The organism is Sphingomonas sp. SDUR79 (assembly GCF_056821745.1).
This window is the reverse complement of sequence record NZ_JBPDIN010000001.1, coordinates 3,799,909-3,820,504: the sequence shown is the minus strand read 5'-3', so window position 1 is coordinate 3,820,504 and position 20,596 is coordinate 3,799,909. Positions and strand designations below refer to the sequence as shown.

The 20,596-nt window shown below is 66.0% G+C and carries 15 protein-coding genes; 6 read left to right on the top strand and 9 right to left on the bottom strand.

From position 1 onward, the window contains the following. Nucleotides 1–135: 135 nt before the first annotated feature. The 8 genes from ACRYLO_RS18725 to ACRYLO_RS18690 form a co-directional block, all read right to left on the bottom strand. On the bottom strand, nucleotides 136–1,611 hold the full coding sequence (locus tag ACRYLO_RS18725; protein ID WP_482661559.1) for a flavin-containing monooxygenase: 1,476 nt from the start codon (nucleotides 1,609–1,611) through the stop codon (nucleotides 136–138). A gap of 57 nt (nucleotides 1,612–1,668) precedes the next feature. After that, nucleotides 1,669–2,382 (bottom strand): SMI1/KNR4 family protein, encoded by a 714-nt coding sequence (locus ACRYLO_RS18720; RefSeq protein ID WP_482661558.1) that lies wholly within the window; start codon nucleotides 2,380–2,382, stop codon nucleotides 1,669–1,671. Nucleotides 2,383–2,404: 22 nt separating this feature from the next. Next, entirely contained in the window at nucleotides 2,405–6,613 is a 4,209-nt protein-coding gene (locus ACRYLO_RS18715; RefSeq protein ID WP_482661557.1) for a translocation/assembly module TamB domain-containing protein, read from the bottom strand. Then, a complete protein-coding gene (locus ACRYLO_RS18710; protein ID WP_482661556.1) occupies nucleotides 6,613–8,748 on the bottom strand; it encodes an autotransporter assembly complex protein TamA in 2,136 nt (711 codons plus the stop codon). Before ACRYLO_RS18710 ends, ACRYLO_RS18715 begins: the two co-directional genes overlap by 1 nt. 103 nt (nucleotides 8,749–8,851) lie before the next feature. After that, a complete protein-coding gene (locus ACRYLO_RS18705) occupies nucleotides 8,852–10,948 on the bottom strand; it encodes a malate synthase G (RefSeq protein WP_482661555.1) in 2,097 nt (698 codons plus the stop codon). Between the two features lie 85 nt (nucleotides 10,949–11,033). Further along, complete coding sequence (locus tag ACRYLO_RS18700; RefSeq protein WP_482661554.1) at nucleotides 11,034–11,486, bottom strand: MarR family winged helix-turn-helix transcriptional regulator; 453 nt, start codon at nucleotides 11,484–11,486, stop codon at nucleotides 11,034–11,036. Nucleotides 11,487–11,590: 104 nt separating this feature from the next. Continuing rightward, a complete protein-coding gene (locus tag ACRYLO_RS18695) occupies nucleotides 11,591–12,898 on the bottom strand; it encodes an MFS transporter (protein ID WP_482661553.1) in 1,308 nt (435 codons plus the stop codon). 10 nt (nucleotides 12,899–12,908) lie between these two features. After that, on the bottom strand, nucleotides 12,909–13,700 hold the full coding sequence (locus ACRYLO_RS18690; RefSeq protein ID WP_482661552.1) for a 2-keto-4-pentenoate hydratase: 792 nt from the start codon (nucleotides 13,698–13,700) through the stop codon (nucleotides 12,909–12,911). Nucleotides 13,701–13,936: 236 nt separating this feature from the next. Here ACRYLO_RS18690 and ACRYLO_RS18685 point away from each other — a divergent pair, with 236 nt between their 5' ends. From ACRYLO_RS18685 to ACRYLO_RS18660, 6 genes are all read left to right on the top strand, one after another. Continuing rightward, nucleotides 13,937–14,956, top strand: a complete 1,020-nt coding sequence (locus tag ACRYLO_RS18685; protein ID WP_482661551.1) for a LacI family DNA-binding transcriptional regulator — start codon at nucleotides 13,937–13,939, stop codon at nucleotides 14,954–14,956. Between the two features lie 163 nt (nucleotides 14,957–15,119). Further along, complete coding sequence (locus ACRYLO_RS18680) at nucleotides 15,120–15,773, top strand: RpiB/LacA/LacB family sugar-phosphate isomerase (RefSeq protein ID WP_482661550.1); 654 nt, start codon at nucleotides 15,120–15,122, stop codon at nucleotides 15,771–15,773. Nucleotides 15,774–15,807: 34 nt separating this feature from the next. Next, nucleotides 15,808–16,650, top strand: a complete 843-nt coding sequence (gene kduI / locus ACRYLO_RS18675; protein WP_482661549.1) for a 5-dehydro-4-deoxy-D-glucuronate isomerase — start codon at nucleotides 15,808–15,810, stop codon at nucleotides 16,648–16,650. Nucleotides 16,651–16,672: 22 nt separating this feature from the next. Then, nucleotides 16,673–17,425 (top strand): 2-dehydro-3-deoxy-D-gluconate 5-dehydrogenase KduD, encoded by a 753-nt coding sequence (kduD, locus tag ACRYLO_RS18670; protein WP_482661548.1) that lies wholly within the window; start codon nucleotides 16,673–16,675, stop codon nucleotides 17,423–17,425. 24 nt (nucleotides 17,426–17,449) lie between these two features. After that, nucleotides 17,450–18,460 (top strand): PfkB family carbohydrate kinase, encoded by a 1,011-nt coding sequence (locus tag ACRYLO_RS18665; protein WP_482661547.1) that lies wholly within the window; start codon nucleotides 17,450–17,452, stop codon nucleotides 18,458–18,460. Further along, nucleotides 18,460–20,004, top strand: a complete 1,545-nt coding sequence (locus ACRYLO_RS18660; RefSeq protein WP_482661546.1) for a carboxylesterase/lipase family protein — start codon at nucleotides 18,460–18,462, stop codon at nucleotides 20,002–20,004. The genes ACRYLO_RS18665 and ACRYLO_RS18660 overlap by 1 nt, the downstream gene beginning before the upstream one ends. On the opposite strand, the gene ACRYLO_RS18655 is transcribed toward ACRYLO_RS18660, so the two are convergent. Then, entirely contained in the window at nucleotides 19,989–20,573 is a 585-nt protein-coding gene (locus ACRYLO_RS18655; RefSeq protein WP_482661545.1) for a TetR/AcrR family transcriptional regulator, read from the bottom strand. The two genes, ACRYLO_RS18660 and ACRYLO_RS18655, sit on opposite strands and share 16 nt — an antisense overlap. Nucleotides 20,574–20,596: the final 23 nt, after the last annotated feature.

Sequence of the window (20,596 nt, the reverse complement as noted above, 5' to 3'; positions counted from 1 at the left end):
GGGAGAAAAGCCGCCTGGTAGCACGCTAGCCCCATCGTCGTCCCGGGCTTGAGCCGGGACAGGGCTTTTTTGAGCGCTGGAAGAAAAGCCCGGCCCCGGCTCAAGGCCGGGGCGACGAACGAGTGGCCGTTTCTTCTACGCCAGTTCGCGCACCCGCGCCGGTTCGGGGTTGGAAAACTCCATCCCGTCATCGATCCCGCCGAATTTGAGGTCGATGAGGTCGAGCGTGTAATTCTGGTGCACCCGCCACGGGCGCTTGTCGCCCTGTTTGGGAAAGCGGTCGATCGCACGCTGGACATAGCCGGAGGTGAAGCTGAGGAAATCCTCCCGCGTCACGTCCGCCCCGACGCGCGGAGTCGCCTGCCGCATCCCGCGCTTCTTCATCGTGTTCAGCAGCCGCGCGACATAGGCGCAGGTCAGGTCGGACTTCAGCGTCCAGCTGGCATTGGTATAGCCGAAGGATGAGGCGAGGTTCGGAATGTCCGAATACATCATCGCCTTATAGCCCAGCGACTGCGCCGGCTCGACCCGCGCGCCATCGACGGTGAACGGCACCCCGCCCATCAACTGCAGATCCAGCCCGGTCGCGGTGACGATCACGTCGGCGGGCAGCAGCGCGCCCGATTTCAGGCGGATCCCGTCCGCTTCGAACCGGTCGATATGGTCGGTGACCACCGATGCAGCACCCTCGCGGATCGCGGCGAACAGGTCGGCATCGGGGACCAGGCAGATGCGCTGGTCCCACGGATTGTAGCGCGGCGTGAAATGGGTCGCGACGTCATAGTCGGGGCCCAATTCATCGCGGACCATCTGCACGATCCGCTCCTTGGTCTGCTGCGGCTTCTTGCGCGCGATCCGATAGAAAAGCTGCTGCATCCCGACATTTTTCAGCCGGGTCAGGCGATAGGCGAGCTTTGCGGGCAATTTGGCGCGGAGCCAGTTGGCGATCCCGTCCTCGCTTGGCCGCGAGACGATATAGGTGGGCGAACGCTGCAGCATCGTCACATGCGCCGCCGCCTTCGCCATTTCCGGCACCAATGTCACCGCCGTCGCACCCGACCCGATCACCACGACACGCTTGCCGGCGTAATCCAGCCCCTCAGGCCAATGCTGCGGATGAACGATCGTGCCCGCGAAATCCTCGCGCCCCTCGAACTGGGGCAGGTACCCGGCCTCATAGTTATAATAGCCCGAGCACATGAAGAGGAAGTTGCAGGTAAACTCCACCCGCTCCCGCTCCGCCCCGCGCTCGACCGTGACGGTCCACCGCGCATCGGGAGTGGACCAACTCGCGGCGACGACACGGTGCTGGTGGCGGATATGCCGGTCGATGCCATGTTCGCGGGCGGTTTCGTCGAGATAGTTCAGGATCGACGGTCCATCGGCAATCGCCTTGGCCTGCGTCCACGGCTTGAAGCTGTAGCCGAGCGTGTACATGTCGCTGTCCGAGCGGATGCCGGGATAGCGGAACAGGTCCCATGTCCCGCCCAGCCGTTCGCGCCCCTCCAGGATTACATAGGAACGGTCCGGGCAGTCGCGCTGCAGGAAATAGCCGGCACCGATGCCGGAAATCCCGGCACCCACCACCACAACGTCGAAATGCTCGGCCATCGCGCTCTCCCGGACGCGATACTTACATGCGTGTAAGTTGAGCGCAATGGGAGCTGCTTAAGGAAGATAGGGTCCGGCGGCGCCGACCAGTTGGCGGATTCCATCATGGAAGTGTTCGACCGGCGGGTTCTTCAACAGAAATTGATGCCGCCCGGCATCCTCAGGATCCGCTTCCACGCGAAAATTTCCACTCTCCAGCAGCTCGGCAATCAAGCGCAGGAATTCTCCGAGCGATGGCGCAAGTACCGCTTTGACGTCCTCATCCCGTCCATAGAGAATGATCTGCCCGATCCGCCCCTCAGGCCAAGGATCGAAGTCCAGCCCAATATGATTTCCGCCTGCATCATGGGTGAGCGGAATCCAGCGCGGGTTTATATAGGCGGGGTCGACCGCACCCGACGGCCAGCTACCACCCGGAATTGCATAGCGATTGCCGTCAAACCCTTCGAGCACCTCACTCCACGACGCCCATTGTTCGCCAGCCTGACTGAGCGAAAGAAGCGGAAGGCCGAAAATATGCCCCGAAACCTCGTCCGCCTCCCCATCGTGCCAGCCGTAAAGTTGGCGAAAGGCGCGCGGCATTTCGATGCCGACCAGCGTCTCGAATGCATCCAGTTGCGTCTCTGTCGCCGGAGGATTCAATGTGAACTCTCTGGACGGCAAATGTCCGTGATACCAATTATCGAGCCGGGCGAGAACAGGCGCGATGTCTTCATCGAGCAAAGGCTTTGGTTCGCCATGCGGTCTCACGGGTACGTCGCTATCATTCATGGGAACCCCCTATCAAATAGGGTCAATAATCCTTCGAATATTTCAACCCCGCGCGCGATCCGCCGAACGATCCGGTTTGCGACAACAGGCTGAGCGCGCGAGTCAGGGCGATTTCGAGCTGCACGGCCGTGAAGCCGCGCGCGTCGGTGATGATCTCCACATAAATGTCGTCGGTCAGATACTGCCCCGCCGCCAGCGCCATCCCGCGCCCGGTGGTGTCGTCTTCGCCCAGGATGCGCAGCCGGTCGATCCCCGCCGCCGAGCGCAGCTGGCCGAGCGGGTTGAGGCCGCCACCCGTCGCACGGAGCGAGTTGAGCGCCGCAGCGAGCTGAATCGCCTCGGTCGCCGACAAATTGGTGACCGAGCTGCCGAACAACAGCCGCGAGAGCACTTCATCCTGCGGCAGGCTCGGGGTCGAGTTGAATGCGATGCGCGGCACCTGTCCGCTGCCGGTGATGTTGATGTTGGCGGTGACGCCCTCCGCCGTCGTGCTGGCGGCGATGTTGATCTGCGGATCGGCGAGCGGGCCGCCCTCGAAACTGACGATCCCGCGCGTCAGTTCGAAGCGGCGGCTGGCGAAGCTGTAGGTGCCGCGCACCACGCGCGCCTCGCCGGTCACGATTGGCGATGCGGAGGTGCCAGTCACCTGCATCCGCGCGCTCCATTCGGACTCAAGGCCCATGCCCGACACGAACAGCCGATTGTCCGCCACGATGCTGACATTGAGCCTAAAGATGCCCGCAGGCTTGACCCGCACGGGGCGCTTGCCGTCCTCGGTCAGCTCGCTCTTGCGATAGACGCCGGTCAGTTCGGGCACTTCGGCAGCGCCCTGGCGGATGATCTGGTAGCGCGCTTCGGGGATAATGATCCGCCCCTCGATCAACCCGCCGTCCAGCCCATTGGTGATGCGCAGCTGCCCGGTCGCGGTCGCACCGAGCGCATTGCTGCGCGCGAGGCGGGCGTTGCGGAAGCGCGCGGTGATATCGATCGGAAAGCCCTGTTCGGCAGACAGGCCGATCGTACCCGCAGCGGTCAGGCGGCCATTGCCCGCCACCGCCTCAAGCTGTTCGATCTCCAGCGAGTCGCTGTCGAACCGCCCCTGAACCGACATCTGCGACAGGCGCGTGCCCCAGGTTTCGTTCTCATAGGTCAGTTTCTCGCCCCGCAGCTGTCCGGTCAGTTGCGGCGCGCGCACCTGACCCGAGAAATCGGCGGCGACCGCAACCGGGCCGGACAGGCTCTGATTGGGGAAACCGGCCATCGAGAACAGCACCGAGGACGGCCCGTTGTAGCGAATGCCGCCCGACAGCGGCGCTGCAAGCAACCGCGTCGTCCAGCTGCCCGCACCCGGCCCGAGCGGCTGAAGGCTCGCCACCATCCGCCCGATCGTGGTCGACCCCCGCTTGATCAGCGCGCGCGCGTCGCCACCATCGGGCAGCAGGCGACCGACAAAGCTGATATCGACCGGCGAGGACACGCCGCCCAGGCTGGAGCGGGTGAAGTTGCTGACGTTCAGCCGCGCAATCGCCTGCGGGAAGGTGGCGTCGCTGGCCTGGCTGAAATCGAGCGCGCCGGTCACCGTGCCGCCGAGGCCGGCTGTGCGCGACAGGGCATTGGCGACCGACAGGTCGAGCTTGTCGAGCCGCGCCTGCACGCGCAGCCCATCGCCCCAATTGCCCGACAGCCGCATGCTGCCCTGATCGAAATCGATCCGCGCCGGCGCGAGGGTATAGGTCGATCCGGCGATCGCGATCTGCGCCGGCTGCGCGGTCTTGAACCCGATATTGTTGGCGCGTCCGGCCAGCGCCACGCGCCACAAATCGGGCTCAAAGCGCGCATTGGCGGCGACGCGGAACGGCACTGCGGTCGATCCTTCGACCAGCGCCTGCGCGCTGCCCTTGCCGCCGCGATAGTCGATCTTCGCTCGCGCGCGGGTCACCGTGAACTGGGCGTTTCGGAGATTCGCGACCTGCGCCTCGCCGGTGATTGCGGGGGCGTCGTCATAGAGGATCATGGTGCCGTTGATGATCGCGCGACCGATCGTCAGCTCCATGTCGCCCGGAATCTTGGCGTTGTTCGCCGTCGCGCGGACCACCGCCTGCTGATATTGGCCCGCCGCCGACAGCGCGACCGAGCCGTCGAGGCCCGATCCGGCGAAACTGAGATTGCCATCGAACGGCCCGGCTGCGGTCTGGACCAGCTGGCCCTTGAAATCGGCCCCGGCGAAGCGTCCGCTGCGCACGTCGATCGCGAGACGCTGGCCGGTGCGGACCAGTACATCCGCCGTAAACGGGCCATAGCTGGTATCGCCCTTGGCATCGACGGCGTAGGCGCCGTTATCGCCAACGATCCGTGCCTCGAGATTGGCCAAGCCGACCCCGACACCCGGTCGCGGTGCGCGCAGATTGACCACCGGCCTAGTCAGGCTGCCGGTCACCCGGGCAGACAGCGGCCCATATGCGTTGGACCAGGCGTCAGCAGTCAGGCTGAGCGGCCCGGCGGGATCATAGCGCCCCGACCCCCTGATCACGCGGAACAACGGCGCGGCGACCTTGAGGTCGCTGAAGCGGATGATCCCATCCGGCCCGAAATCGAGCGAGACGCGCGCGACGGCGTTGCCGCCCAGGAAGCTGCGCACGCCATCGTTGAACAGCCGCGTGCTGCGCCCGACGATCCGGCCCTTGATCCCCCAGCCACCGCCAGCGGCAGCGTAGAGGTCGGCATCGGTCTCCAGATTGACGATGCCGATGCTGTCGATCTGGTAATCGTTAACGCGTCCCTTGAGCGCGCCGGTGTAGCGCCCGGTGCTCATGTCCGCCGCCAGTATCGCGGTCGCGTCGATCCGGTCGGAACGGATGCGAAGATTTTCCGACAGGATCTGGTCGCCGGTAATGGCCAGATCACCCGCCAGCGTGACGTTGGTCAGCAACCCGCCAGCCGCAGCGTTGAGCCCCGAAATCCGCGCCGCCTGTGCCTTGACCGGGATCAGGATGCGGTCGGCATTCACCGTCGCCAGCCCCTCGGCATAGAGCCGCTCGACCACCGTCTCGCCAAAGCCGAGCGCAGCGGCGCGCAGCTTGTAATCCACCGTCGGCGTCGCAAACGGGCCGTTGAGTGCAACCTCGCCCGCGACCGACCGGCCATTCAGGTTCGGCGCAATCGCGCCGGGGGTGAGCAGCATCGCCTCGACCCGGAACTGATCGAACCGGCTTTGCCCCAGGTCGATCGTGCCCATCGTCATCAGCGCCATCGCGCGTGAGCGCAGGCGCAACCGCGTATCGGCGCGCCGCTGATCGAGTGTGGCATCGAGCGCGACCTGCATTCCGCCCGCGCTCAGCCGCTCGACCGGACCTTTCAGATACAGGCCCGGCTGGGTCATGCCGCGCACCTGCACGCTGCCGTTGCGCGCGGCGATGCGCAGATTGGCGAGTTCGCCGGCGCCGAGCCGCCCGACCGCACGCCCCTGCCAGTTCGACCAGCTGCCCGCGCCCCGCACGCGCACCGCAAGTGGTGCTTCGAGTCCGGCCAGTCCCGCCACTAGGCCGCCGACCGGCGCGTTCAGATCGGCGCGCAGGTCGAGCTTGTCATCATCGGGCACCGCGTCGAGCACCAGCGCCAACGCGTCGCCCCCGGTGCGGCCCAGCGTGCGACCGTTGACGATCACCCGCGCGCGGCGGTCGGCGATATTCGCTTCGCCCGTCAGCGTCGCGATATGGCGCTGCCCTGCAACCGGTGCCTCCAGCACCAGCCGGTCGATCGACAGTCGCCCGATATCGATGTCGAGATCGGGCAGCATCGGCGCATCGGGATCGCCGCTGGGCTTCAGTTCCGGCAGGCGCGCGACCCGCACCAGCGGGCTGGTAGCCGACCGGATATCGACATGGTTGTTCAGAAACGCAAAGGGTCGCCAATCGAGCGCGATGCGCGGGGAGGTGGCGAACACGCCCTTGGCGTCGCTGACCCGGACATCGCGCAGCACCATCGCGCCATAGATCGATCCCTCGATCCGCCCGACCTTGATATTGAGTCCCGACGCAGTGGTGTAGCCCGCCAGCCGGTCCGCGACGAACCGATGCCCGACCCCGGTATCGAGGATCGCGACGGCAGCGAGCACCAACGCAACGAGGCTGGCGACACCAATCGCTGTCCATTTCGCGATGCGCTGCCACAGCGGCGCACGGTCCACGATCACCACATTGTCCTCGGCTGGCGCTGGCGTTTCTTCAGCCATCAGAAAGCCTGCCCGATCGAGATATACAGCGCGACCTTGCTCTCACCCGGCTTGCGCGCGATCGGGGTGGCAATGTCCAGCCGCATCGGGCCGAAATTGGTGTAGAAACGCCCGCCAATGCCCGCGCCAAAGCGGATGCGGCTCAATTGCGGCAGCGATTCTTCATAGACCTGACCGGCGTCGAGGAACGGCACGATCCCGAAATTGCCGAACCGATAGCGCGCCTCGACCGCGAATTCGTTGAAACTGCGCCCGCCGACCGGCTTGCCGTCGGGGGCACGCGGCCCGAGTTCCTGATAGCCGAACCCGCGTACCGACCCGCCGCCGCCGGCATAATAGCGCCGCGACGGGGCCAGCTCGTTGCGATCGATCCCCTGGATCGTCCCGAACCGCGCGCGCCCGGCCAGCACGATGCTGTCGGTGATCGGCTGATAGATCGTGCCCTCAACCATCGCGCGGGCATAGGGCCGCGCGGTGCCGCGCACCGATGTTTCGGGGCTGAGGTTCAGCTTGAGCCGCCATCCGCGCGTCGGGTTGAGCAGATTGTCCGACTGGTCCCATCCGGCGAACAGCGGAACTGCCGCGATGAAGTACACACCGCGCTCGCGCGCACCCCGAGTGAAATCGAACCGGTCTTCGCTCGTGCCGACCAGTTCGACGCCATAGGCATAGGTCAGCTTCTTCTGCCAGATCGGCGTCGAATCATAAGAGACGCGCGCCGACAACGTGCCGGTCAGGCCGGTAAACGCCTCGACATCCGAACGCAGCGCGGAGGCGACGATCTGGAACGTGCGGTCGCGCCGCCCGGCATTGGAGCGGCGGAAGGTCGCCGACGCGCCCTGTTCCTGCGTGCCCAGCACACCCGTCGCGATCAGCGCGCCTTCGGGCGGGAACAGATTGCGGTGGGTCCAGCTGACCTCGGCGCGGAACCCCTGGCCGGTGCTGAACCCGACCTCTCCGGCCAGCGTGCGCGGCGGCCCCTTGGCCTGACGCACCAGCAGGTCGACCGCTTCAGTCCCGTCAGGGTTGATCTGCCCGGTCTTCACCGGCTCGACCGACACGGTCGAAAACAGGCTGGTCGCGATCAGCGCGTCGCGCAAATCGTCGACCTTGCGGCTGTCATACAGGTCGGAGCGGTTGAAGCGGGTCAGCACCTCGATATGATCTGGCGGCAGGACGCTATCGCCTTCGATGCGCACCCCGCCGAACCGCCCGCGCGGGCCGACCGCCACCGGCAGCGTATAATCGCCGGTGCGCGTCGTCTCATCGAGCAGGATGTCGCGCTGCCCGACCTCGGCAAAGGGATAGCCATTTTGCGGCAGCGCCACGCTGACCGCGGCCTCCGCCGCCTGCACCCGCACCGCATCGATCGGCTCGCCAGTGCGCAGCTTGAGATGATCGGCGATCAGCGTTGGCGGCACGGTCGGATCGGCTTCGACCCGGATTTCACCAAATGAATAAAGCGGCCCCGGCACCGCCGCGATCGTGGCCGTGACGGGTCGCTCGCCCTGCGGCGATTGTTCGATCGTCGAGATCGCGGTCGCGTCATAATAGCCGAGCGACTTCATCAGCCGCACCGCCAACCCCTCATCCTCACGCGCCCGCGCACCGATGATCGCGGCATTGGCGGCGACGCCGTCGCCATCCTCCAGTGCCGACAGGTCGCGGAACGCGTCCTCCAGCCCGATTTCGTCGAGGCCGGTGACACGGGTCGCGTAGCGGATTTCAACGGCTGCCTCGTCGTTGCTGGCGACGGGTTCGGCGATCGGGGTGGCGTCGAACTCCGCGAGTGGCGGTAGCGGCGCGGCGATCTCGGCTTCGGCTCCGACTTCATCGAGCGGCGGCGCATCCTCGATCGCCTCGACCTGCGCGATTGGCGGTGCCGGCGGCGTCATCTGCTCGAGCGGCGCATCCATGTCGTCGGACAGCTGCGGGAGCGTGTCGGAGAATTCGTCATCGGTGACGATCGGCTTTGGGTCCTGCGCGGTAGCGGTACGTTCGGCTTCGCGCTCCAGCGTCTTTGGATCCCCGGCGGGCGCACCCTGCCCCGGCTTGCCCACGCCACTATCGATCTGCGCAACCGCCACGCCCGGAACGAACGCGGCACTTGCCAGCAACAAAATGACCAGACGCACGCCCGAAATAGTCCCGCCTCCCGCTGGGATCGCGCCACATTCAGGCAGCACGTATCCCGACCGCTAGCGCAACGTACCAGCGGGCGGAAGGTTCAATGTGACTTCAGTCCAACGCCTTAACCCGGGAGCGATAGGCGTGCAGCAGCGGCTCGGTATAGCCGCTCGGCTGTACGACGCCATCGAACACCAGCGCGCGCGCCGCTTGCAACGCCAGGCTGTCGGGATTGCCCGCCATCGGGCGGTAGTGCGGATCGCCCGCATTCTGCACATCGACTTTCGCCGCCATCCGCGCGAACGCCGCGTCCACATCCGCCGGCGTGGCGACGCCATGGAGCAGCCAGTTGGCGATATGCTGCGAGGAAATGCGCAGCGTCGCGCGGTCCTCCATCAGGCCGATATCGTGAATGTCGGGTACCTTGGAGCAGCCAACGCCCTGATCGATCCAGCGCACGACATAGCCGAGAATCCCCTGCGCATTATTGTCCAGCTCGCGCGCAACCTCTTCCGCCGTCCAGTTGCGTCCCGGCGCGACCGGGATCGTCAGCAGGTCGCCAAGCGCCGGGACCGCCTCGCCCACAATCTCCCGCTGGCGGGCGAACACATCGACCTTGTGGTAGTGCATCGCGTGCAGCGTCGCCGCAGTGGGCGACGGCACCCAGGCGGTGTTGGCCCCGCTCAGCGGATGGCCGATCTTCTGCTCCATCATGTCGGCCATGCGGTCGGGCGCAGCCCACATGCCCTTGCCGATCTGCGCGCGGCCCGACAGGCCGTGGCGCAGGCCGATGCGGACATTGCGGTCCTCATACGCCTTGATCCACGCGCTGCCTTTCATCTCCGCCTTGGGGATCATCGGCCCAGCGCGCATCGACGTGTGAATCTCGTCCCCGGTGCGGTCGAGGAAGCCGGTGTTGATAAAGGCGATCCGGTCCCTCACCGCATGGATGCACGCGGCGAGGTTGGCGCTGGTCCGCCGCTCCTCGTCCATCACGCCCACCTTGATCGTGTGCCGGGCGAGGCCCAGCAGATCCTCGACCGCGTCGAACAGGTCGTTGGTGAAGGCGCATTCGTCCGGCCCGTGCATCTTGGGCTTGACGATATAGATGCTGCCAGTGCGGCTGTTGCGGAAGCGGCCCAGCCCGTTGAGGTCGTGGAGCGCGATCGTGCTGGTGAAGATCGCGTCGAGAATGCCTTCGGGCGCCTCTGCCCCGTCGATGCGGATCGCCGGGTTGGTCATCAGATGACCGACATTGCGTACGAACAACAGGCTGCGGCCGGGCAGCGTCAGGTCGCTCTGATGGGCCCGCTGATACACGCGGTCGGCGGCAAGTTCGCGGGTCAGCGTCCGGCCACCCTTGTCGAACGTCTCGGTCAGGTCGCCGCGCATCAGGCCCAGCCAGTTGGCATAGGCCGCGACCTTGTCCTCCGCATCGACCGCCGCGATCGAATCCTCCAGGTCCACGATCGCGGTGAGCGCGCTTTCGAGCAGCACGTCGGCGATACCCGCCGGGTCGGTCGCGCCGATCGGATGGGCGCGGTCAACCACCACCTCGATATGCAGGCCGTTATGGACGAACAGCATCGACTCGCCCCGCGTGCCGACGAACTGCCCGGGGTCGGCGAGCGGCAGGTCGCCGCCGGAGAACTCTGCCCAGCGCATGCCGGTCAGCGGCACCGCCTCATCGAGAAACGCCTTCGCCGCCGCGATCACCTGCGCGCCGCGTTCGGCGTCATAGCCGCCGGGCTTGGCCGCGCCGGGCAGCGCATCGGTTCCGTAGAGCGCGTCGTACAGGCTCCCCCAGCGCGCATTGGCGGCGTTGAGCACGAAGCGGGCGTTGAGCGCCGGGACGACCAGCTGCGGCCCAGCCATCGTGGCGATTTCTGCATCCACGTTACGCGTGCCGATGGTGAAGTCGCCCGGCTCGGGCACCAGATAGCCGATGTCGCGCAGAAACGCCTCCTGCGCCGCCGGATCGGCTGCACGCACGGGATCGGCCGCGCACCACGCATCGATCTGCGCTTGCAGGTCCTCACGGCGCGCCAGCAGGTCGCGGTTGCGCGAAGTAAAGCGCGCAAAGATCTCCGCCGCGCCCGCCCACCACTGGTCCGCATCGATGCCCAACGGCGGCAACACCCGATCCTCGACGAACCGGACGAGCGGATCGGCGACGGACAGGCCGGCGCGAATCTGGGTGGCGGTCATGGAATCCTCCTGGCTAGCAACAGTGACTGCCCTGGGGAGGGATGGCCCGATTAGGCGAGGATGGCCCCGTCGATCAAGCCCGTGATTAGAATCCCGGCGAAATCGCCGCCGCCGCCGCCTCGACCCGCTCGAGCATCTTGCGCAGCTGCGCTTGCTCCTCGTCGCTCAGGCTGGCGAAGATGCGGCGCTCGAACTCCAGTGCCTGGGGCGCGATCTGGCGATAGAGCGCCCAGCCTTCAGGGCTGAGGTCCAGCAGGTGCGAGCGCTGATCGTCAGGATTGGGGGTGCGCGTCACCAAAGCGCGTTCGTGCAGCGAGATCGCGGCGCGGCTGACCGTCACCTTGTCCATCTGGGTGCGTCCGCACAATGCCTGCTGACTCATCGACCCGAACTCGGCGAGCACGGTGACCAGCCGCCATTCGGGGATGCGCAGACCGAAACGGGCCTGATAGGCACCGGCAATCGTCCCCGACACCCGGTTCGAGGCGACCGACAGCCGATAGGGCAGGAATGCGTCGAGTTTGAGTGTTGCCGTCATAGGACGGTGATGCCGCGATCGATGCCGTAAGGCAATGTTAGCATTGCTTCATTACGCAAAAGCACCGGGTGGGGACAGGAAATGTCCCCACCCGGCTCCTTTGTTCATACCGACACGCGCGTCAGGCGCGGCGACAGCAGGTGGATCGCACCGACCGCCAGGAAATAGACCACGGTGCAGGCGGCGAAGATCAGCGTGTAGTTGCCATCGGTCGCATCGAGCACCAGGCCGGTGGACTTGGCCATGATCATGCCGCCAACGCCGCCGCAAAAGCCGCCAAGGCCGATCACCGATCCCACCGCGCGCTTCGGGAACATGTCGGGCGGCAGCGACAGCAGGTTGGTCGAGAACGCCTGATGCCCCGCCAGCGCAAAACCGATCAGCGCGACCGCCAGCCACATATTCTCCAGCTGGGTCACGAACAGCAACGGCACGACGCAGCAGCCCGCGATGATCATCGTCACCTTGCGCGCAGCGTTCGGCGTCCAGCCCTTATGGATCAGGTTCGACGACAGCCACCCGCCCGCGATGCTGCCGACGTCCGACAGCAGATACATCACGATCATCGGCAGCAGCACGACCTTGAGGTCGACATTGTACGTGCTGGCAAAGTATTTTGGCAGCCAGAACAGCATCAGGAACCAGACCGGGTCGGTCAGGAACTTGGCCACAGCGAATGCCCAGGCTTCGCGCAGCCGAACGACGCGGCCCCAGCCGATCTTCTGGATCTGCTCGGGCGGATCATGCTCGATCCAGGCCAGCTCGCCCTCGCTCACGCGCCCGCTCTCGCGCGGGTTGCTGTAGAATTTGAGCCACAGCACCAGCAGCACGACACCGAACAGGCCCGAGTAGATGAACGTCTCGCGCCAATCGAGCCCCATCCAGGTCATGAACAGCCACAGGGTCGGCGCAGTCAGGATCACGCCGATCGTGGTCGCGGAGTTGACCCAGCCAATCGCATAAGCGCGTTCCTTTTGCGGGAACCACTCGCTGCTCGCGCGGACGACCGACGGGAAATGCCCTGCCTCGCCCACGCCCAACACGATGCGCGCCGCCATGAACGAGGCAACCGTGCTGGCAAAGCCGTGCATCACATGGCCGACCGTCCATACGCCGATCGCAATGGCATAGCCGATCTTCGGCCCGAACCGGTCAACCAGCCAACCCATGAGCAGGAAGCCGAGCGCATAGGCGGCCTGAAACGCGGTGACGATGTTGCCATAGTCATTTTCGTTCCAGCCAAGCTCCTTGCCCAGATCAGGGGCAAGCAGACCCAACATCGTACGGTCGATATAGTTGACGGTGGTCGCGAAGAAGAGGATCGCGATGATCATCCATCGGTATCGCCCGGTGCGTGGCACCGACCCCGCGCGGGGCGGTTCGCCGCCGGTTTCGGCCTGCGTCGCGTTCATCATTCTCTCCCTATGCTGCGGGTCTGGCGGCCTCGATCGTGCAGCTCACCCGCATGGTGCCGAATGTGGCAGTAACCTGTGCCTGTGGCGAGACTTCATGGACGCCGGTGACGGCGCCCGACGAAATCCACTGTCCCGGACGCAGCGCAATGCCCCGCGCCGCCATCGTTTCGAACAGGAACCGCGCCGCGCCGACCGGCCCGTCGAGCATCGTGCGCGCGGTCGCGGCACCGATCTCAACCCCGTCGATGCTCAGCGTCACCGGCCAGTCGAGAAAGCCCGAGTTGCGCCAGTCGGGAATCGCCTCCCCGACGACCAGCCCGTGATTATTGCCAAAGTCCGAAATCGTTACCAGCGGACCATGCGCGTTGATCCCAGGGAAGGGCGAGCTGGCAATCTCCAGCCCGACATGGACCGCGTCGATCAGCGCGGCGGCCTCGTCCAGCGTATAGCTGGCCTTGGCCGGATCGGGCGCGGTGCCGATGCGCAGCAGAAACTCGGCCTCCGCCGCACCGAAGCCCTCGCCAAAGATCGGCATCGCCGGTGCGGGGTCATGGCTGCGCACGGACGGCGCGAAAATCGGGCCAGCCAACCGATTGGTGCCAAGCTGTCCGTCGAGCGGCGGGTTGATGCGACCGACCTTCCATCCCGCGACATCGTCCCCGGCCAGCAGCAGCGCGCGATCCTGAATCGCATAGGCGTCCGCCAGCGTTGTCGGCGCGTCGCCGGGATATTCGGGCAGCCCGCGGGCATCGCGGCGCGCGGCGACGAAAGCCTCCGCTATGACGTTCAGGTCGCTCATCCACCCCTCGCTTCTATTCTCGCTCGCATCGCTAATGGAAACCGGTGTCAGTGGCAAGACATCGGTTACCGCCTTCGGAAATTTGCCGGATAGCCGGTGAGACCTCCCTGATGCAACGTGGCCCGATCCACCGCGGGACCGCCCGATCGCACCGCCGCAGAACCCGACTGACACCGGGTTTGTGAGGCGAAAGCACGCCGATTGGCTCGCACCGGGTTGCGCGCTATGCACGTGCCATGAAGAAAACTGCTCAGGCGACGATCAACGACGTCGCACGGCTCGCCGGGGTTTCGAAAAAGACCGTCAGCCGCGTGATCAACCGCTCGCCGCTGTTGAATGAGGAGACGCGCGAGCGGGTCGAGAAGGTCATCGCCGAAATCGGCTATGTCCCCAATCCGCAGGCCCGCGCACTGGCATTGCGCCGCAATTTCCTGATCGGGCTGATCCACGACAACCCCAATCCGCACATGGTGCTCAATGTGCAGCATGGCTTGCTGGAAGTGCTGCGCGATACCGAGTTCGAGCTGATCGTCCACCCCGTCGATCGCGGATCGCCGACGATGCTCGACGATATCCGCCGCTTCCTCGAACGTCAGCGGCCCTATGGCGTGATGCTGCTGCCCCCGATCAGCGAGAATGATTCGCTCGCCGAATTGTGCAGCGAGATCGGCACGCGCTACGTGCGCATGGGTTCTGCTGCGTTCGACGACCCGCAGCATATGGTCGCGTCGAACGACCGTGAAGTCGTGCGCGGCGCGGTCGGCCATCTGTTCGAAATGGGCCATCGCCGCATCGGCCTGGTCCTCGGCCCGCACGGCTTTCGATCGGCGTTCGAGCGGAGCCAGGGTTATGAGGCGGCGTTCGACGACGCCGATCTGCCGATCCAGCGCACCTTGATCGCGCAGGGCGACTATACCTTCGAATCCGGCATGCGCGCCGCCGAGCGGCTGCTCGACCTGTCGCCGCGCCCGACCGCCGTCTTCTGTTCGAACGATGCGATGGCAGCTGGCGTGCTGCACACGGCGCGTCAGCGCGGGCTGGACGTGCCGCGTGACCTGTCGATCGTCGGCTTCGACGACACCACCATCGCCTCTTATCTGTGGCCGCCGCTCACCACCGTGCGCTGGCCGATCGCGACCATGGCGCGCGCCGCCGGCCTGAAACTGATCGGCGATGGCGAGGATGAGGAAAGTGCCGAATCGCTGTTCGTCTCGACCCTGATCCGCCGCGCGTCGGTCGCGCCGCCGGGGGAGTGAGGCGATGTGGACAAGCGTCGCAAGTTGCAACACAACTTGCATCGCGTTCTTGCATCATAATCTGACACCGGTTACCTAGCGGCCATATCCGTTATCGCTTAAGGCGCGCGTGACCCGGCTTTTTCGCCGTCCCGCCGTCCCCATTTTGGAGAGGATCCGACCCATGAAGATCGCCCTGATTACCGAGAACAGCCAAGCTGCCAAGAACGGCATCATCCACGACGCGCTGACCGCCGTTGCCGAGCCGCTGGGCCATCAGGTGTTCAATTATGGCATGTATTCGGCCGAGGACAGCGCGTCGCTGACCTATGTCATGAACGGCCTGCTCGCCGGTATCCTGCTCAATTCCAAAGCGGCGGATTTCGTCGTCACCGGGTGCGGCACCGGCATGGGTTCGATGCTCGCCTGCAACGCGATGCCCGGCGTGTTCTGTGGCCTGGTGATCGACCCGACCGACGCCTTCCTGTTCGGCCAGATCAACGACGGCAACGCGATCTCGATGCCCTATGCCAAGGGCTTTGGCTGGGCCGCCGAGCTCAACCTGCAGGACGTCTACCGCAAGCTGTTCGACGGCGAACGCGGCCTTGGCTACCCCAAGGAGCGCGCCGAGATCATGCGCAAGAACCGCGGCATCCTCGCCGATCTCAAGGCGACGACCTGCCACGACATGCTGACCGTGCTCAAGAATGTCGATCAGGACCTGCTGCGCGCCGCAATCGCGGGCGAGAAGTTCGCCGAGCTGTTCTACCCGAACTGCCAGGACGCGGCGATTGCCGACTATCTCCAGAGTGTGACCGCGCAGCCCGCGCTCGCCTGATCCCGACCGCGTCCGCATTCTGAACGGAGAGGCCATGTTCGACCGCACCTATTATGCCACCCATCCCGACATGATGGAGTGCGTGTCGAACGATGAGCTGCGCGACCGCTACCTCATCTCCGGCTTGTTCCGTGCGGGGGAATGCGTCCTCAACTACACCCATGCCGATCGCATGGTGATCGGCGGGGTGCTTGTCGCGGCGGACCCGGTCCGCCTGCCCGATCAGACCGAGCCACCATCGGCGGCGGGGCATCCGTTCCTCGAACGGCGCGAGCTGGGCATCGTCAATGTCGGCACGATTGAGGGTGTCGTCACCGTCGATGGCGAGACGTTCACGCTGGGCAACAAGGATTGCCTGTACGTCACGATGGGCGCGGCGGACGTGCAGTTTTCAGGCGCCGGGGCGCGCTTCTACCTCGTCTCCTGCCCTGCGCATCGTGCCTTCACGACGCGCCAGCTCGGCATCGCCGATGCCAACCGGCTCGATCGCGGCAGCCTGGCCGAATCGAACGAGCGGTCGATCTACCAGCTCGTGATCCCCGGCGTGTGCGACAGCGCGCAGCTTGTGATGGGGCTGACCGTGCTCAAGGAAGGCAGCGTGTGGAACACCATGCCGCCGCACATCCATGAGCGGCGCAGCGAGATCTATTTCTATTTCGAGCTCGACAATGCCGACACCGACCGCGTGATGCACTTCATGGGTGAGGGCGAAGCGACCCGCCACATCGTGATGCAGAATGAAGAAGCGGTGATCAGCCCGCCCTGGTCGATCCATATGGGCGCGGGGACCAAATCCTACGCCTTTATCTGGGCGATGGCGGGCGAGAATCAGGACTATACCGACATGAACGTGCTGGACATCTGCCAGCTGGCCTAAGGCCCAAGGACGAGGTTACTCCATGAATCCCTTCGATCTCACCGGCCGCGTCGCGGTCGTCACCGGTGCGAACACCGGCATCGGCCAGGGCATCGCGCTGGCGCTGGCTCAGGCGGGCGCGGACATCGCAGCCGTCGGTCGCTCCGCTGCCACCGAAACGGTGGAAAAGGTCCGCGCACTGGGTCGCAAGGCCGAGATCATCAGCGCCGACCTGTCCTCGATCGAGCCTGTGGGCAGGATTGTGGACGAAACTGTGGAAAAGCTCGGCGGCTTGCACATCCTCGTCAACAATGCCGGCATCATCCGCCGCAACGACAGTGTCGACTTCACCGAAGAAGACTGGGACGCGGTGATCGACACCAATTTGAAGTCGGTGTTCTTCCTGTGCCAGGCTGCGGCGCGGCACATGATCCCCAATGGCGGCGGCAAGATCATCAACATCGCCTCGATGCTGACCTTTCAGGGCGGCATCCGCGTGCCGAGCTATACCGCATCGAAGAGCGGCGTCGGCGGCCTGACCAAGCTGCTGGCGAACGAATGGGCGAGCAAGGGCATCACCGTCAACGCGATTGCGCCGGGCTACATCGCCACCAACAACACCGACGCGCTGCAAAAGGACGAGACGCGCAACCGCCAGATCATGGAGCGCATCCCCGCGGGTCGCTGGGGCGATCCGGCGGATCTGGGCGGCGCGGCGGTTTTCCTCGCGTCGCGCGCATCGGACTATGTGCAGGGCCACATCCTCGCGGTAGACGGCGGCTGGCTGGCGCGCTGACGCCGGTTTAGCTGAGGAGACATCATGGCCGGCCGTATCGTCTGTTTCGGGGAATTGCTGCTCCGCCTGACCGCTCCGGGGCGCGAGCTGCTGATGCAGACCGGCAGCCTCGACGTGCATGTCGGCGGGGCCGAGGCCAATGTCGGGATCGGCCTCGCCAATCTCGGCCATGACGTTGCGATGGTCAGCGCGGTGCCGGACAATCCGCTGGGTGAGGCCGCGATCCGCTTCGTGCGCGGGCAGGGCGTCGATACGCGCAATGTCCAGCTGCGCGACGGGCGGATGGGCCTCTATTTCCTCTCCGTTGGCGCCGGGCTGCGTGCATCAGACATCGTCTATGACCGCGCGGCATCGAGCTTCGCCACCGCGCCCGCCGATGCGTTTGACTGGCGCAGCATCCTCGACGGCGCGGCGATGCTGCATTTGTCGGGCATCACCCCCGCGCTCGGCCCGGCGACGGCTGCGGCAGCAATTGCCGCAGCAAAGACCGCGAAGGAGATGGGCGTCGCGATCAGCTTCGACGGCAATTACCGCGCACGCCTGTGGGAAAGCTGGGACAGCAACCCGCGCGCGGTGCTGACCGAACTGGTGTGCCTCGCCGACACGATGTTCGGCAACCATCGCGACGTGTCGTTGCTGCTCGGCCAGACCTTCTCGGGCGATGGCGCCGACCGTCGCCGTGAAGCCGCCGAAGCCGCCTTCGCCGCCTTCCCCAATCTTCAGCGCATTGCCTCCACCGCGCGTCACGTTGACGACGCCGACACCCACCGCATCGCCGCCCGTGTCGATACGCGCGAGCGCGGCTACCAGACCGACGAAGTGGTAGTTGCCGGGATCGTCGACCGGATCGGCGGCGGCGACGCGTTTGCCGCGGGCATCCTCCACGGTGTGCTGTCGGGACAGGATCTGGAGGCGACCGTCGCCTCCGGCCTCGCGCTCACCTGCCTCAAACACTCGCTCCCGGGCGATGCCAGTCTGTTCGGGCAGCGCGACATCGACGCGTTCCTCGAAGGCGGTCTGGACGTGCGCCGGTGATGCGGCGACGGACGCTGCTGGGTGCAGGTGCGGCGCTGACCGCCCTGCCCTCCGCCGCGTTCGCCAAGGGCGACCCGGTCGCCACCGGCACCACCGGCCGCTGGCAGGGCAAACGCGAAGGGGCGGTCTCCGCCTTTCTCGGCATCCGCTACGGCAGCGACACCAGCCGCACCCGTTTCCGCGCCGCGACCGCCCCGGCCCGCAGCCGCGACACGCTCCGCGCGATCGACTTTGCGGTGAACTGCCCCCAGCGCAGCAATCTGCCCAATCAGGCCGAGGATTGCCTGTTCCTCAACGTCTGGACGCCGCAAGCCAACCCGAATGCGCGCCGCCCGGTGATGGTCTATTTCCATGGCGGCGCCTATTCCAACGGCACCGTGATCGAGCCGCAGGTGTTTGGGGCGACGCTGGCGGAACGCGGTGAGGTCGTCGTCGTCACCGTCAACCACCGCCTCAACGCGCTCGGCTATCTCTACCTCGCCCGGCTCGACCCGCGCTTCCCGGACAGCGGCAATCTCGGCCAGCTCGACCTGATCCTCGCCTTGCAATGGGTGCGCGACAACATCATCGGCTTTGGCGGTGATCCCAACCGCGTGATGGTGTTCGGCCAGTCCGGTGGCGGCGCCAAGATCGCCACGCTGATGGGGATGCCCGCCGCCAAGGGCCTGTTCCACAGCGCCGCGACGATGAGCGGACAGCAGGTTACCGCCAGCGGCCCGCTCAACGCCACTGCGCGGGCCAAGGCGCTGCTCGCCAAACTCAACTCCACCCCCGGCGACCTGATCGACATACCCGTACAGCGACTGATCGAGGGGCTGTCCGCCGAAGACCCGATCCTTGGCGGCGGGGTCTATATGGGCCCGGTGCTCGACATGAAGTGGCTGACCCGCCACCCCTTCTGGCCCGACGCCAACCCCTTGGGCAACGCGATCCCGCTGATCCTCGGAAATACCCGCGACGAGACCCGCGCCTTCATCGACCCCAAGGGTGAGGCGGTCCGCACGCTCGACTGGTCGAACCTCGCCGAACGCATCACCCCGCAATTGCGCATCGACGCCCACCCCGAATGGGTGGTGGCGGAGTATCGCCGCCAATTCCCCGACTGGAGCGCGCAGGACATCTTCTACGCCAGCACCACCGCCGGGCGCAGCTGGCGCGGGCAGGTGATCGAGGCGGAGGAGCGCGCCAAAGCGGGCGTCCCCGCCTGGGTCTATCAGCTCGATTTCCAGTCGCCGCTCACCCCCGAACGCGGCGCGGCGCACACGCATGACATCCCGCTCGTCTTCGGCACGATCGGTGCGGAGGGCACGGTCTCCGGCACCGGGCCGGGCGCGCACGCCGTGTCGGCGGCAATGCAGCGCGCCTTCGTCAACCTCGCCGCCACCGGCAATCCCAATGGCGCAGGCGTGCCTGACTGGCCCAAATACACTCTGCCCGATCGCCAGACGATGATCTTCGACACGCAGAGCCGGATCGAGGCCGACCCGCGCAAGTGGCAGCGCGAGCTGTTCGCCCGCATCCCCTATATTCAGCCGGGAACCTGAGCGACCAGCACCGGCGCCAGCACCAGCCGGTCTAGGATCGCCGCCACATCGTCCGCCGCCATGTCCGGCGCACGGTCGAGCCACCAGGTCAGGATCGTCAGCGCCGCGCCGACCAGATGCGTCACCGCCAGCTCGCGCGGCAGTCCATCCGGGGTTTCGGCCGGGCTTGCCAGCGCCTGCGCAATCGCGCGCTGCGTCACCATCTGGCGCATCGGATCGCCCGCACCGGTCAGGAGCGCGTGACACAGGGTCCGCCGCGACATCACTTCGGCGGTCAGCGTGCGCACCAGCGCGAGCCGGTCCCCCTGCTGCAACATTGGCAGCAATTTGGAGAGCAGTTCCGCGATCAGCGAATCGGCGACTTCGATCAGCAACGCCGACAGGTCGGGGTAATGGCGGAAGAATGTGGCGTAGCCGACCTTCGCGCGATCGGTCAGCATCGCGATCGTGATCTCACCGAACGGACGCTCCGCAACCAGCTCCACCAGCGCCGCGCCCAACGCCGCGCGGGAACGGATAACGCGGGCGTCGCTTGAAACGCCGCTCCGCTTCGCTATCTTATGATCCATAGTGTATCACAACCTGGAGTGTG